The organism is Exiguobacterium sp. s16 (genome assembly GCF_018618115.1).
Classification (GTDB): Bacteria; Bacillota; Bacilli; order Exiguobacteriales; family Exiguobacteriaceae; genus Exiguobacterium; species Exiguobacterium mexicanum_A.
In genome coordinates this window covers 128850-143665 of the sequence record NZ_JACSLM010000005.1, presented here as the reverse complement: position 1 = coordinate 143665, position 14816 = coordinate 128850, and the positions used below count along the sequence as shown (strand labels likewise).

Genomic DNA, 14816 nt, shown 5'->3' with positions numbered 1-14816 from the left:
AAGACCTCACAATGGAAATTGAGGTCGAGGGATCGTCTCATTGGAGACGGTCTTTTTTTCGTGTTTTGAAGAGGAGAAACAGCAAAACGAGCAGTGCGGCGATGAGCAAGATGGCAATCGACGTGAGGGCTTGAATCAACACATCGATTTGATTCTCGGTCGCGACGAGTTGTTTGCGGATGTCTTCATACTGTAGTTTCTTCAATGCGCGCAAATCTTCGAGGATCGTTTGGCGCTGATCGGTCATCGTCTCGGCTAGCTCGGTCGCGGCCTCGAGATCGCCGCGCTCATATAAGACAAGCACTTCGGCGGCGCCTTGCTCCCATATTCCGTCACGGTAAAGCAAATCAATCAGCGAGCTCGGTGTGCGCGGGTCGTTCGTGATCGACGTCTTCAACTCTTCAGCTTGCTGGGACATACTGTAATACGATTCTAAAAAACGTCGGTCTTCGTAGGCGAGCAACCCGCGAATGGCGTTGGCTCGTTCAATGTTAAAATACATGATCTCTTCAATGGCATCATAGGAATCGAGGCGTTGACTATGAATCGACTCGAGTTGATGTCTCGTGTCTCGAAGTTGAAACCCAAAACCCGCAAGGATCAGCGCGGATAAAAGTGACAACAAGATGAGTAAGGTCAGCCATTTCTGTTGGGACACGGTCATCCCTCCTTCCATACAATCGTACAATATTTACCGATTTCGTCGCAAAATATTTTTTTGGAAAAGGAAAATTTCGGGTAAAGGTATAAATATATAGTAAAGCGTTTCTTGTTATCGTTTACAATGAAATGAGGAACGATTTCATTCATAAGGAGAATACACATGCCAGAGAACTCATCGTTACGCAAGTTACACCAGGTCTTGAAAGAAAAACGAACGAACATGGAATACGACATTCCGGCCTTGTGGAACCGCCTGCAATTCCCTTCAGAGCCTGTCCGAGATGGCGTCGAACGGGTCAATCCTTACGATTTTTTAATCGAGACGATTGAAAAAGCGATTCTCCCGCATGCGGTCGACGGACGGGATTATCATCAGTCGGTCGCCCAAGCGGATGGATATCTTCAAACGGGCGGCGATTGGATTAAGCGTGCCTCCGTCTATTCGATGCAAGTCCGGACCTCGACGTCATGGGATCATGACGGTTCAGGTTATGTCGAGATGGAAAACTCGGTCGGGATGAAGGACACGGGAACGTTCGTCAAAACGCTCGCGCTAATCCCGCACTTGCTTTATATGGGAATTGACACGTTGTTCCTATTGCCAATCTCGCAACATAGCCACAAAAATAAAAAAGGCGAGTTTGGTTCTCCTTATGCCGTGCAAGACTTCTTTGGAATCGATGAAGAACTGAAAGAGACGTTGACGGGAGACGGGTTGACGGTCGAAGAAGAGTTCGCCGCGTTCGTCGAGGCATGCCATATGGTCGGGATTCGGGTCGTCATCGATGTCATCCCGCGCACATGCGCCCGTGACAACCGTCTCATTCTAGAAAATCCGGAATGGTTTTATTGGATCCCGGTGACGGAACTCGACTACTATCACCCGCCGCACGTGCCCGGTATCGGAGAGAACGTAAAACCAGAGCACGCTTTCTTGCCAATGATTTACGGGTCGGAAGACGTCTGGGCGCATTTGCGTCGTTTCTCGATGGCGCCGAACCTCGTTGACGCGGACAAGTGGGAGACGGTGAAGACGTACTTGCTCGAGCACCCGGAAGAGAACTTGCTCGCGGTCATCGAGCGTGAGTTCGGTTTGACGACCGCTCCAGCTTTTTCGGATTGTATCAATGACCCGCAACCGCCATGGTCGGACGTCACATACTTCCGTCTGTTCCTCGATCATCCGACAGCGGCAGCGCCTTACGTCAGCGAGGCGAACTTGGCTCCGTACATTCTGTTCGATTCAATCAAGTCGAATCAATTCCGGGGCGATCAAATCAATGAGCCGCTATGGGCGATGCTCGCCGATATCATCCCGCACTACCAGCGCGAATTTGGAATCGATGGGGCCCGCATCGATATGGGTCACGCCTTGCCGGTCGATTTGGCACAACGGATCCTTCAACAGCCACGCGCACTCGACGCCAACTTCAGTTTCATCGCTGAAGAATTGATCGAAATCGGAGCGTGGGCAGCGAAAGAAGCGGGCTATAACATGATTATCGGCTACGGGTTCTATAAAGAACCTCGATTCGATACGCATGAGACACACCAGTTCATTTATGACTCACGTTTCTTACCGTTGCCGGTGTTCGCGGCCGGAGAGACAGCGGACACGCGCCGCGTGGCGACACGGGACGGGGGACGGCAAGCGAGTCGCTTGCTCACTGTGTTGAACGGCTTCGTGCCGAACGGGGTCCCGATGACGAACTCGGGGCTCGAACTGTATGAGACGCAACCGATGAACACCGGGCTCGACTGCCGACCGGAAGAAGCGTACCAACTCTTCCCGACCGATCCGTACTTTGGTAAGCTCGCCTTCTTCGACGCGTATCAGTTCCATTGGGATCACCCGGAACGAGACGAGATGATCGAACTCATGCATCAAGTTGCCGAAGTGCGTCGTCGTTGGTTGGACGTCCTCGTCAACCCGAGTCATTTCGAACCGCTCGCGATGACGCACATGGATGCGCCGTTCATCGGCCTCGCTTGGCTGCGTCCGGATACGAACGAGACGCTCCTTGTCGTTGCCAACACGAGCATGCATCATCCGCTGCAGGGGAAAGTCCCGCTCGACGGGGTGCGCCGCCGTAACTGGAACGCAAGCCGTTTCGCCGAGATGGTCTACTCACCGACGTCATGGCCGTATGCCGAGCACTCGTTCGATGAGAATTGGGACCTGTGGGTCGATTTGAAGCCGGGCGAAGTCAAAATTTATGAGATGAAATAAGCAAATGCCCCGAATCGGTTTACCGGTTCGGGGCATTTTTTGTCACATCGTCTGCTTCATGTAGTAGATGACAAACTCATCGAGCGGCATCGGCTTCGCATAGCGATACCCTTGCATCGAATCACAGCCGATCTTTCGTAAGAAATTCTCTTGATATTCTGTCTCGACCCCTTCGGCGACGAGTGCCATCCCAAGTTGTCGGGCCATGGCAACGATCGTCGCGGTGACGGTTTGATACTCCCGGTTCTCTTCGAGTTGCATCGTGAACTCGCGCGGAATCTTTAACTCGTCAATCGGATAGCGGACGAGGTAGGCGAGTGAGCTGTAGCCGGTCCCGAAGTCATCGATCGACAGTTTGATGCCGAGCGCCTTGAGTTCGAGGATCCGTGTCAACACCCGGTCGGAATGGTGGGCGGCGACGGTCTCGGTCAATTCGAAGTTGAGTCGGCTCGGTTCGATTGGAAACCGCTCAAACAAAGTCGTCAAATACTCGATTAAATGTTCATCGAACAATTGACGGACGGAGAGGTTGACCGACAATTTCGGCAAATTGATGTCTCCTTGCTCGAAGGCGTACATCAATTGGAACGTCTCATGGATCATCCAGCGACCGAGATCATGGATGTGGCCCGTCTCCTCGGCGATCGGGATGAATTGGCTCGGCGGGATGAAAACCCCATCGCGTTGCCAGCGCATGAGCGCCTCGGCCCCGATGATGGCTTTCGTCGAGGCGTCGACTTGAGGCTGAAGGTAAAGCGAGATCTCGCCTTTTTCAAGGGCGGTGTCGAGCCCTTCCATCAACAGCTTGCGTTCTTCTTTATCCGCACGCAGCTCTGGCGCGAACAGGACGGTCTCATTACGTCCCTTGTCCTTTGCCTTGTACATCGCGAGGTCTGCGTTTGAGAGCAAGTGCTTGAGCGTCGATCCGTGGTCGGGATAGCGGACGATGCCAATCGACGCATGGATCTCGACGAGCGTTCCGCCCATAAAGTAAGGCGGGCGATAGACGAAGCGTCGCAACCGTTCGACTAACATCTCATCATCATCATGTTCGGCGACGACGATGAACTCGTCACCGCCGAGCCGTCCCGCGTACTCGTTCGGCAATAAGGCACCTCTTAGTCGTTTGCCGATGTGTTGCAGCAATTCATCGCCCATATGATGGCCGAACTGGTCGTTGATCTCTTTGAAGCCGTCCAGGTCGGAGAACATGAGCGAGAATCGTCGTCCTTCGGCGATGAGCCGTTCGATTTGTTCTTGCAACGCGTAACGGTTGTGTAGTCCCGTCAAACTGTCATGATTTGCTTGATAGTAGATTTGTTCTTGTTGCACGATCATTTGGGTGATGTCTTTGACGATGGCATAAATGCCTTCGACTTCCCCGTCGATAATCATCGGGATGTTCATCAGCTGCCAAACTCGCTTCGCCCCGTCCTCGGTGACGACATCGACGTCGAGCGTACGCGGGCGACCGTTCTTCAAATCATGCAATACGGTCGCATAGGCGGACCGGTCTTTTTGTTCGATGATATCTAATATGTTGGAACCGATGAGTGTCTCTGTGTCATGACCGAGCACCGAGCTGCCGGCCTCGTTTACGGACAACACTTCACCGTGAAGGTCGAACAAGAAAATTGGTTCGGCATGATAGGCGAACAGGGACCGATACTGTTGCTCCCGAATTTCAAGCTCATGTGCTTTCGTCGTCACTGCGACTTCAAGGTCAGTGTTGACGGTATGTAAGCGGTGGCTGATCAAGGCATTTTGCTTGGCGACGACGAACTGACGAATGAGTAGCAACAAGACGGCATTCGCGGTCATCGAATCGAGCACGGATGTACCGAGCAGCCGATCGGAGGCGAGCATGAACAGCATGACGATTGTGCTATAGACGACGTAATCGAACACGGAGTCATGGACGAGCGCGTCCTCGGTCGATTCATCAAACACGTAACTGATGGAAATGATGAAAATACTGGTCACTTGAAGCAAATGAATTAACTCGTGGCCGATGCCGTTGAAGATGAGCAATTGGTTCAAAATCGAAGCGGTCGTGAAGCCAAGAACGCCGACCAATAACAATACGCGGAAGCTCTGACCTGCCGAAGTGATTCGATTCAAGTAGAGAAAGCCGAGCATCATGTACAGACTGATCAGCACCATCTGTTCTTCAAACCCATTCAAGTTGGCGGCATAGCTCCCGTTCTCGCTCGAATAAATGAACAGATGCATGGCGCCGATCAACAGAAAACTGAGCAAGGCGAAGATGTCAAACGTTCGCAGTTTCAATGTCCGAATCTCAATCGACTGGGTGATCACGATCAACGACATGATTAAATAAAAGAAGTTTTGGATGAACGGCATAAGCTCAATTCCAGTTGACATGACGAAGTGATGCCCGACTAAATAGGCGATGAAACAAACATTGCCGGCGCTAATCAGTAAATGGATGTAGCGACGCATGCCGCGATTCCGAAGGACGGCGGTGATGCTGAAAACAGTCGCGATGAGCGTGACCGCCGTGAAATAGACGAACAAACTCGTCTCCCTCAAGTCATAAGGGGTGAACAGGATCAATAAAAGGCCGAGAAAAAAGGTCCCGACGAGCAAAGCGGGGACTGTTTGGCGCAACGAGTGGTTGGTCAACTCATGCACCTCCTTCTGTATATGTCTAAGAGGCTCATCATTATTATCGGATTGTTTATGGATTTGTTACACCAAAAAAATCGACAGCAAGCTGCTGTCGATTACAAGGTATACGAATGCTCTTTGAAGTTACCGACGACCGAATCGATTTCCGAGACGGTGACGAACGCTTCCGAGTCGATATCGGAGACGATTTGACGTAGTTTCGGAATTTCATTGTTTTGCACGACGACGTACAACATTTTCTTCGAGTCGTTCGAATAACCACCGGTTGCGTCCATGATTGTGACACCACGCTTCAAGTTTTGCTTGATGACGAGGTTGATTTCATCGGCTTTCTTACAGATAATGAAGCACTGCTTTTGTGCCGAGAAGAATCGGTGAATCGTCAACAGCGTTCGCGACCGGACGAAACTGAGCACGAGCGCGTACATGACCGCTTTAATATCGAACGTGATGAACACGAGAATATAGACGATGATGTCTTGCGTCAAAAAGATCTTAGGGAGCGATAAATTGCGGTTGTTCGTGTAAATGACTTTCCCGAGAATATCTAGGCCACCGGTCGAGGCACCTGCGAATAACAGCAAGGCAAGTCCGAGACCGGAGACGATTCCGCTGAACACCGAGGCGACGAGCGGGTCGTCGAGCGGGGTCGGCGGGATGAGCACGGGCAACGTATCAATCAAGATAGATGATAAGACGACGACGAGCCCGGTCATGAGAATGAACCGTTTCCCCAGATATTTAATCCCGACGATAAAGAGCGGGATATTCAACACGAGTTGCGTGAATCCGATCGGTGTGCCGAACAGCTCGTTGATGATCAAGGTGATCCCGACGATGCCCCCGGACCCGATCTCGTTTGGTTTGAGCAATAAGCCGACAAAGATCGATTGTAGAATCGTTCCGGCGATGATGAACAAAGTCGTCTCGACGGCGATTCGTTTTCTTGATTTTGCGTACATAGATGATGGCTAGGCGCCATACGCCCCCTTTGAAATAAACTCACTCAAGCGTACTCCGATGGTGGAGGAATTTCAAGCGCCGAACGATTACAATTCGTTGTGGAAGCGGTCGATATCGCTTGCGAGCTGTTCATGCACGTAATCGATGACTTGAGCGTCATCGAATAAGCCGAGTGGGGCGTCGTCCGGAATCGCATCGAATGGGGATACGAAGTATAAGACGGCCGCAACGAGGGCATGTTGTTTGTCCGGCTGCATCTCGAACTGGTGATTATAGACGGCACGCAACATGTTGAGTAACTGTTTCATTTGGAAGTAGAGCGTTAGTTCTTCTTCGCGCTCGATATTGCTAATCTCGTTTGAAGCGACGTCGACCGTCACTTTAGCGAGAGCGAGTTCGCCTTGGACCAAAAGGTCACCTAATGTTTCATTGTCGGTATAGTCCTCGGTCGCGCTCGTTAAAAAGTGTGTGTACGTTGTTTTCCAATCTGACATGTATATTCCTCCTTCTGTCTTCATCTACTAATATGCCCGTTTTTGCGATTTGGTTGCAACTTTTCCGAAAATTTAAGAAAATAGAAATAAGTGAAAAAGGAGGAACTGTACATATGTCTACTGTAACCATGCCGACTGAGGCAGAATTTGCCCGCTACGCTGAGCTTGCCGTCAAAAAAGGCGTCAACATTCAGCCGGGCCAACAGCTCGAAGTCCGAGCTGATATTAGCCAAGCACCGCTCGTCCGTCAAATCGTGAAAGCAGCTTACGCGGCTGGCGCGAAACAAGTGTATGTCAACTGGAGCGACGAAGAGACGACGAAAGTCCGTTACTTCAACGCCCCGGCGGATGCCTTCAAAGAATACCCGGAATGGCTCAAGGCCCGCTTTGAGCAATTGGCCGAAGAGAAGACGGCATTCCTATCGATCGTCAGCGACGACCCGGACGCACTGAACGGCGTTGAGTCGTCACGCATCGCGGACTCGAACCGTGCTGCCGGCGTGGCGCTCGCGAAATGGCGCAAATATGTCATGAGCGACAATGTCAGCTGGTCAATCGTTGCTGGCGCTTCGGAAGCATGGGCGAAGAAAGTCTTCCCAGACCGTGAAGACGCCGTACCAGCCCTTTGGAAAGCGATTTTCGAAGCGACACGCATGGACCAACCGGATGTGGTCGCGGCGTGGGATACGCATGACGCATCGCTCCGTGAACGCGCGACGTTACTCACGAACAAGAAGTACACGAAGCTCCATTACAAAGCACCGGGCACGGAGCTGACGATCGGCTTGCCGAAGAAACACGTCTTCCTTGGCGGCGGCGGTCCGAACATCGACGGTGTCGATTTCATCGCCAACATGCCGACTGAAGAAGTGTTCACGCTCGCCGATAAAGATTCGGTTGAAGGTCACGTGTCGAGCACGAAACCGCTCAGCTATAGCGGCAACTTGATCGATGGGTTCACGCTTTGGTTCGAAGGCGGGAAAGTCGTGAAGGCGGAAGCGAAACAAGGACAACAGGCACTCGATGAGTTGTTGAACCTCGATGAAGGGGCGCGTCGTATCGGAGAAGTCGCGCTCGTGCCGGACGACTCACCAATCTCGAACTCGGGTCTCCTTTTCTATAACACGTTGTTCGACGAAAACGCATCGTGCCACTTGGCGCTCGGACGCGCGTACTCGACATGTCTCGAAGGCGGACCGCAAATGTCAGCCGAAGAGCTCGCCGAGAACGGTGCGAACGACTCGATGACACACGTCGACTTCATGATCGGCTCGGCCGAGATGAACATCGACGGCGAACTCGAAGACGGTTCACGCGAAGCCATCATGCGTGACGGCAACTGGGTCATTTAATCAAGCAAGAGACGAATCCCTTCGTGGGATTCGTCTCTTTTTTCATGTCAATTCATAGAGGAAGGCGAGGGCGTTCGGTAGCCGACGCCGCCACGCAATCTCATTATGGACGGCACCGGGCTCGACCTCATAGCGGAAGGCGATCCCTGTTCGCGCGACCGTCTCGACGAGTTTCGCATTCGTATAAAGGTAATCCTCGGGTGTGATCGGTCCGCTCGTCTCGTTCGTCCCGATGTCCATATAGAGACGCGCCGTCACATCGGCCTGCTTCACTTCCCGAATGAGGGAGTCGAGATTAGCCCAAGCGGCTGTCGAGAGCGAGCCGACGCGCCGGATGGACGGATAGGCCGTCATCATATAGAGCGAGATGACCCCGCCCATCGAGCTGCCCATCACGCCGACGTCGTCTGGGTCGGTCGCGTAGCGTTCATCAATCCACGGCTTCAACTCTTGCATGAGCCAGTCGGCGTAAGCACGCCCTTTACCCCCGAGCGTGGGCCGTGTCTTGGCGAGTTCCGGTCCAATCCGCCGGTATAGCATCTCATCCTCATAAAACGAATACTCATCGTAGCGGTCGAGCCAGTCTGGGGCACTCGCGATGGCGACGACCATGAGCGGCAATTGTAAGTCCTCGATGTGGCGGTCGATCGACCAACCTTCGCCGATCGTGGCGGTCTTGCCGTCGAACACGTTTTGACCGTCGTGCATATAGAGGACCGGGATCCGCTTGTCAGCCGAAACAAAGTCGGGACGATAGACGCGGACGATCCGTTTCCGGCCGCGTGTCGTCTCGGTCGGTAACGTAAAGCTGAATTGCTCAAGCATATAAAGCGCTCCTTTCCCATTCACTGTCTCCATTTTGCCGGGTGGAACCGGGGAATGCAATCCGCACATTTGACTACCTACCGTTCGTTAGGTAAGGTGGTGAGAGAGAAAGGGGACGATCTGTGATGAATACGAAACAACGAATCGAACTGGCGGCGCGGCGCCGGTTTGCGCTTGAAGGATATGAAGGCCTGTCGCTCGCCTCGCTCGCTGAGGATGTCGGCATCAAAAAGGCGTCGCTATACGCCCATATCGAAGGGAAAGAACAACTGTTCAAGCAAGTCGTCGAGGACATGGGGAACCGTTATGCACACATCTGGCAGGAGGCACGGGACGCTTCCGTTGACGCTGCGCCGCTCGAGCGGATCGAGGCGATCGTCGAGGCGTTGATTCGCTTCTTTGAAGAGGAAGAGACGTGGATGCTGACGAAGCGGATGTTGCTCGTCCCACCGCCCGAGTTGCGATCGTTCATCGAGACGACGCTCGGTTCGGTCGAGACGGAACTGCAAGCGTTCGAGAAAGAACAGTTTCGATTGGCGATGGAGCAAGGGGCCTTACCCGAACAGTCACTCGAGGACGTGTATGACGCGTACTATTGTTTTCTAGACGGGGCGCTTCTTTCGCTCTTCACGCTTGAGACGAATCGCGTCAAACGGCAACGGGCCGCATTCACGATTTTCAAGAAAGGAGTCGGTTGGACATGAAACAAGATCAACTAGCCTGGGTTTGGCTCGTGCTCGCCGGTCTGCTCGAAATCGTTTGGGCGACGACGATGAAGCTGTCGAACGGGTTCACGGTGCTCGGTCCGAGCGTGATGACGATTCTATTATTGATTGTGAGTTTTGGATTGTTGGCGATGTCGTTCCGCACCTTACCGGCGGGGACGGGATACGCCGTCTTTACCGGCATCGGAGCCGTCGGAACGGTCATCGTCGGGGCGCTCTTGTTCGACGAGGCGCTCACCGGGATGAAGCTCGTCTTTATCATCACGCTTCTGATCGGTGTGGTCGGACTGAAACAAGTGACGGGAGGTGAGTCGGCATGAGTTGGGTATTTTTGATTGGTGCGGGTCTTGCTGAGATGATGGCCGTCTTTTGGATGGGTAAATCAAAAGGCTATCAGATTGTTAAATGGTCGATCTTGTCGGTCGGAACGTTTGCCTTAAGCTTTTATTTATTGTCGCGTTCGCTCGAGACGCTCCCGCTCGGATTGGCGTATTCGATTTGGGTCGGGATTGGGGCGGCCGGCGGGGTCGTGCTCGGCATGCTGTACTTGAACGAATCCCGGGACCAGTGGCGCATCTTCTTCTTATTGCTTATTATCGGAAGCGTCATCGGATTGAAAGTTGTCGCGTGATCAGGATTAGCTTCGAATAAAAACGGGAATTGAATAGTTCAGACTGTGAACGAAAGGGGCGGGGACGATGAGTCATATCAAACTGCAATCCGAGCGTCTACGACTCGAACCTTACACGATTGCTGATTTTTATTTCGTGAAATCGCTACTCCAAGATCCGCGCGTGATGCGTTTCATTAGCCCGGACGGAAAGCCATATACGGATGAACAGACGATCGAATGGTTCGAGCGCCAGTTGGCCCGCTATCAGACGGGTCGTCAAACCGGGTTGCTCAAATTGATGTCGCATGAAAATGACGAGCCGATCGGTCATGCCGGCACGTTGCTCCATGAACTCGACGGCACGATTGAACTTGAAGTCGGATATTGGTTGGCGCCGAAGCATTGGCATATGGGCTACGGACGCGAGGCAGCGGCTCGCCTTATGCGTCATGCGTTCGAAGAAGGTGAGAAAGAGATCATTTCCTTGATTCATCCGGATAACGTCCCATCGCAACGAGTCGCGAAAGCGAACGGATTGCATTGGGACCGTGACACCGAGTATCAAGGCATGCTCGTCTCGGTATATGCCGGTGATTTAGAGCGGTTATGCCGCCATATGAAACGGGAAGAAATGACGCGTTGAAAAAAAGTAAAAAAAGTTTTAAAAAACAGTTGCCAAGGCATTAGTTTCTTGATATATTAATAGTGTCCTTAAGAGAGGACACGACCTGATTCTGTAGCTCAGCTGGGAGAGCGCTACCTTGACAGGGTAGAGGTCGCTGGTTCGAGCCCAGTCAGAATCACTTGGGTGCCAAACCCGATGCGAAACCCATAGGAACGTGGGTTTCCGCGACGCCACTTCTTGCGAGAAGTGGCTTTTTTTGTTTTTCTTTCAATTGACAGTCTACATACACAGTTGGTATATTCCTCTCAATACATACAGAAACGGGGAGTTATACGATGGTCTTAACCGGAACAATCGTCAACGCGGCGTTGATCGTGATTGGCACATTACTTGGACTTTTATTTCACCGCATCCCCGAACGAATGAAAGAGACGGTCACCGCAGCCATCGGTCTCGCCGTCGTCTTGCTGGGGATTCAAATGGGGATGAAGAGTGAGAACTTTTTAATCGTCATCGGCAGTCTCGTCATCGGGGCGGCGCTCGGCGAATGGTGGAAACTTGATGAGAAGTTGAACGAGGTCGGCTATCAATTAGAACGCCGACTCGGCGGCAAGAGCAAGTCGAGTATCGCCGAAGGCTTCATCACGGCGACGCTCATCTTCGTCATCGGGGCGATGGCGGTCATCGGGGCACTCGACAGTGGATTGCGCGGGGACCATGATGTCCTCTATACAAAAGGATTGATTGACGGCTTCACGGCACTCGTCCTTAGCTCGACGCTAGGGATTGGGGTCATGTTCTCGGCCGTCCCGGTTCTCTTATACCAAGGGGCAATCGCCTTGCTCGCCATCCAAATCATGAAGTTTATCCCGGAATCGCTCATGGATGACTTTATTTTAGAAATGACAGCGACCGGCGGCGTCATGATCGTCGCGATCGGTTTAAATTTGGTCGGCATCACTCGGATTCGCGTCGCGAATCTATTGCCGGGGATTTTGATGGTCGCCGTCATCGTCACCGTGTTACATATCTTTCAATGAACAAATGGACGGGCGCAAAAAACGCGCCCGTCCATTTTTGTATAGGTCATGACTTTTTTGAGTTGGAACGTAAAGCCTCGGTGATGAGTTGATCCCAGTCGGCGGCCTCACAGGATGATGTGCACGTCGGTTTGATCTCACAAGTGGCACATTTCCCGCCTTTTGCTTTTCGTGTGTATCGACCAAGCGCATAAACGGCGTATCCGAAGACGCCAAGGCCAATCAATAGATCAAATAAAGACATCTCATTTCCTCCTTGTCACGAAAATCCGAGTAGACGGCCGATTTGGTAGATGAGCAACGATACGACATACGCCACGCCTAATCCGTAAAGGCTAGCGACCCACGTCAGCTTGGCGCTTCCTACCTCGCGCCGAATGACAGCAACGGTCGCCAGGCACGGCACATAAAGCAAGACGAACGCCATGAAGCTATACGCGCTCAACGGAGTGAACACGGGAAATAATGAAGCCGACAAATCGGATTCACTGACCGCATAGATGATCGCCATCGTCGAAACGACGACTTCTTTCGCCAAAAAACCGGTGATGAGTGCAGCGCCCGCTTGCCAGGTCCCAAATCCGAGCGGTACCAACAACGTCGCGATGACGCCACCGACCATGGCGAGAAAACTCTCGTCCATCGGCACGTCGAACCCATTTGGGCCGGAATAAGCGAGCAACCAAATGAAGACGGAACCTCCAAAGATGAACGTACCGGCTTTTCGGACGAACCCTTTTGCTTTTTGCCACGTGCTGCGCCAAAGCGTCAACCCCTGAGGGACCCGGTAAGGAGGTTGTTCGACGATAAAGAGGCTATTTCGGTCTTCTGCGGCCAAGAGGGACGTAAAAATTTTAGCGATGATCAATGCCAAGATGATTCCTAACATATAGAGCGACAGGACGACGAGCGCTTGATTCGATGCAAAAAAGCTAGCAGCAAAGACGGCGTAAATCGGTAGACGTGCAGAGCAAGACATGAACGGTGAAATGAATATCGTCACCAGCCGTTCGCGCTCCTCCTCGATCGTTCGGGCGGCCATGATACCCGGGACGTTGCAGCCGAAGCCGATGATCATCGGGATGAAGCTTTTCCCGTTCAGTCCAACGAGTTGCATGAAACGATCCATGACGATGGCGACGCGCGCCATATATCCTGAGTCCTCTAAGAATGAGATGAAGAAAAAGAGCACAAAGATTTGCGGCACGAAGACGAGGACGCCGCCGACACCGGCGATCACACCTTCGATGATCAACGCTTGGATGAAGGACGAGGTCCCGAGCGTTTGTAACAACCAGCTCGTTCCCGATGTGAGGGGACCGGTCAACAATCCATCCAATACATCGGATAAGGGCGCGCCGACCCAGTTGAACGTGATATGGAACAAGCTATAGAGCACCGCGAAGAAAATCGGTAAGCCCCAGATCGGATGTGTGACGACGGCATCGATGCGATCAGTCAGCGTGACGCGCCGGGTATTCCGTTCCTCGACGACGTGCTGACGAACGTCTTTCGTCCACTCGCGTCTTCGTTCCGTGATATGGGCATGAGCGAAGCGACCGAGTTTCATTTCCAACGTCTTTCGAATCGCGAGGACGGTTGGTGCTGAAGACTCAAGTAGCTCGGAAATGACGCGGTTTCCAGCCAAGTATTGGACAGCGACCCAGCGGTCACGGTCGGAGCGGCCGATCGCGTCCAAAATTTGTTGAATCGCTCGTTCGGTATCTTGCCCGTAGTCAAGGATGAACGGGTCGCGTGGTTTCGATTGAAGCGAGGATAAAAGGACATCACAACCGGCTCCGGTGCGCGCTGTGATGGGGAAAATATCGACGTTCAACCGTTCGCGCAACCGTTCTAGATTGATGGTGATCCCCCGTCCTTCAGCGACATCGACCATGTTCAATCCGATTTGGAGCGGGCGCCCCATTTCGAGCAGCTGGAGCGTCAATTGTAAATTGCGTTCGAATTGTGAGGCGTCGATGATGTTGAACAGCCCATCGAACGGTTCCTGTAACAGAAACCTCGAGACGATCGCTTCGTCAGCCGACAGCGGGTCTAAGTCATAGACACCCGGCAAGTCGATTAGCTGCCCGATGTTGCCATGCAATTGTCCGACTTTCTGTTCGACGGTGACGCCGGACCAGTTTCCGACGTGGGCGAAAGAACCTGTCAATCGATTGAACAATGACGTTTTTCCGGTATTCGGGTTCCCGATGAGGGCGATTCGTTGGGTCATGGGACAATCACCTCGATTTGTTCGGCGTCACAACGACGAATCGCAATCATTTGTTGATGTTCGATTTGTTCGATGGTGAGCGGTCCGGATAGGATGGCCCGACGTTTGATCCGTATGGAACAGCCCTCATAAAACCCTAAAGCAATCATGCGACGGCGCAGACGATCATCAATTCTCGTCAAATCGGATATGAACACAGGCTGATGCAACGGAATGGCAAGTAGTGAACGCATTGAGATCTCTCCATATTCATTAAATGATAATTGTTCTCAATAAGTAGCATACCATGCCCTTTGTCGTTGGAAGTTCCCATAATATGTGGATTTTATGACTTATCGAGCATACGAAGGGAAACGAAAAAACACCCGCTAGACGTCAGAACGTAACGTTCGACTTCT

Annotated in this window: 15 protein-coding genes and 1 tRNA gene; 8 read left to right on the top strand and 8 right to left on the bottom strand. The window is 52.4% G+C overall.

Features of this window, described 5'->3' with window-relative positions:
- Positions 1–37 precede the first annotated feature (37 nt).
- Positions 38–664 (bottom strand): hypothetical protein, encoded by a 627-nt coding sequence (locus KNP86_RS10940; protein ID WP_034781226.1) that lies wholly within the window; start codon positions 662–664, stop codon positions 38–40.
- 159 nt (positions 665–823) lie between these two features.
- On the opposite strand from KNP86_RS10940, the gene KNP86_RS10935 reads away from it, so the two are divergent.
- Positions 824–2893 carry an alpha-amylase family protein gene (locus KNP86_RS10935; protein ID WP_233005449.1) on the top strand — a complete coding sequence of 690 codons (2070 nt, stop codon included), beginning with the start codon at positions 824–826 and terminating at the stop codon, positions 2891–2893.
- A gap of 42 nt (positions 2894–2935) precedes the next feature.
- Here the strand turns inward: KNP86_RS10935 and KNP86_RS10930 are convergent, their stop codons facing one another.
- The 3 genes from KNP86_RS10930 to KNP86_RS10920 form a co-directional block, all read right to left on the bottom strand.
- Positions 2936–5539 carry a putative bifunctional diguanylate cyclase/phosphodiesterase gene (locus KNP86_RS10930; protein WP_251130498.1) on the bottom strand — a complete coding sequence of 868 codons (2604 nt, stop codon included), beginning with the start codon at positions 5537–5539 and terminating at the stop codon, positions 2936–2938.
- Positions 5540–5640: 101 nt separating this feature from the next.
- Entirely contained in the window at positions 5641–6507 is an 867-nt protein-coding gene (locus KNP86_RS10925; RefSeq protein WP_034781221.1) for a YitT family protein, read from the bottom strand.
- Positions 6508–6594: 87 nt separating this feature from the next.
- Entirely contained in the window at positions 6595–7002 is a 408-nt protein-coding gene (locus KNP86_RS10920; protein ID WP_034781220.1) for a YkvA family protein, read from the bottom strand.
- A gap of 113 nt (positions 7003–7115) precedes the next feature.
- Here KNP86_RS10920 and KNP86_RS10915 point away from each other — a divergent pair, with 113 nt between their 5' ends.
- On the top strand, positions 7116–8354 hold the full coding sequence (locus KNP86_RS10915) for an aminopeptidase (protein WP_200860057.1): 1239 nt from the start codon (positions 7116–7118) through the stop codon (positions 8352–8354).
- Between the two features lie 42 nt (positions 8355–8396).
- On the opposite strand, the gene KNP86_RS10910 is transcribed toward KNP86_RS10915, so the two are convergent.
- Positions 8397–9179, bottom strand: a complete 783-nt coding sequence (locus KNP86_RS10910) for an alpha/beta hydrolase (RefSeq protein ID WP_034781218.1) — start codon at positions 9177–9179, stop codon at positions 8397–8399.
- Between the two features lie 125 nt (positions 9180–9304).
- Here KNP86_RS10910 and KNP86_RS10905 point away from each other — a divergent pair, with 125 nt between their 5' ends.
- From KNP86_RS10905 to KNP86_RS10880, 6 genes are all read left to right on the top strand, one after another.
- Complete coding sequence (locus KNP86_RS10905) at positions 9305–9883, top strand: TetR/AcrR family transcriptional regulator (protein WP_214708893.1); 579 nt, start codon at positions 9305–9307, stop codon at positions 9881–9883.
- Positions 9880–10224 (top strand): DMT family transporter, encoded by a 345-nt coding sequence (locus KNP86_RS10900; RefSeq protein WP_167491846.1) that lies wholly within the window; start codon positions 9880–9882, stop codon positions 10222–10224. Before KNP86_RS10905 ends, KNP86_RS10900 begins: the two co-directional genes overlap by 4 nt.
- Complete coding sequence (locus tag KNP86_RS10895) at positions 10221–10535, top strand: DMT family transporter (protein WP_214754287.1); 315 nt, start codon at positions 10221–10223, stop codon at positions 10533–10535. Before KNP86_RS10900 ends, KNP86_RS10895 begins: the two co-directional genes overlap by 4 nt.
- A 67-nt stretch (positions 10536–10602) precedes the next feature.
- Entirely contained in the window at positions 10603–11160 is a 558-nt protein-coding gene (locus KNP86_RS10890) for a GNAT family N-acetyltransferase (protein ID WP_029596076.1), read from the top strand.
- Between the two features lie 87 nt (positions 11161–11247).
- Positions 11248–11320, top strand: a tRNA-Val gene (locus KNP86_RS10885).
- A gap of 157 nt (positions 11321–11477) precedes the next feature.
- Positions 11478–12182, top strand: coding sequence for a DUF554 domain-containing protein (locus tag KNP86_RS10880; protein ID WP_034781214.1), 705 nt, complete (start codon positions 11478–11480; stop codon positions 12180–12182).
- Between the two features lie 46 nt (positions 12183–12228).
- On the opposite strand, the gene KNP86_RS10875 is transcribed toward KNP86_RS10880, so the two are convergent.
- The 3 genes from KNP86_RS10875 to KNP86_RS10865 are packed head-to-tail and all read right to left on the bottom strand — an operon-like array spanning position 12229 to position 14651.
- Positions 12229–12426, bottom strand: a complete 198-nt coding sequence (locus KNP86_RS10875; RefSeq protein ID WP_034781212.1) for a hypothetical protein — start codon at positions 12424–12426, stop codon at positions 12229–12231.
- A 15-nt stretch (positions 12427–12441) separates the two neighbouring features.
- Positions 12442–14418 (bottom strand): ferrous iron transport protein B, encoded by a 1977-nt coding sequence (gene feoB / locus KNP86_RS10870; protein ID WP_214754285.1) that lies wholly within the window; start codon positions 14416–14418, stop codon positions 12442–12444.
- On the bottom strand, positions 14415–14651 hold the full coding sequence (locus KNP86_RS10865) for a FeoA family protein (protein ID WP_214754283.1): 237 nt from the start codon (positions 14649–14651) through the stop codon (positions 14415–14417). Before KNP86_RS10865 ends, feoB begins: the two co-directional genes overlap by 4 nt.
- Between the last annotated feature and the right edge of the window lie 165 nt (positions 14652–14816).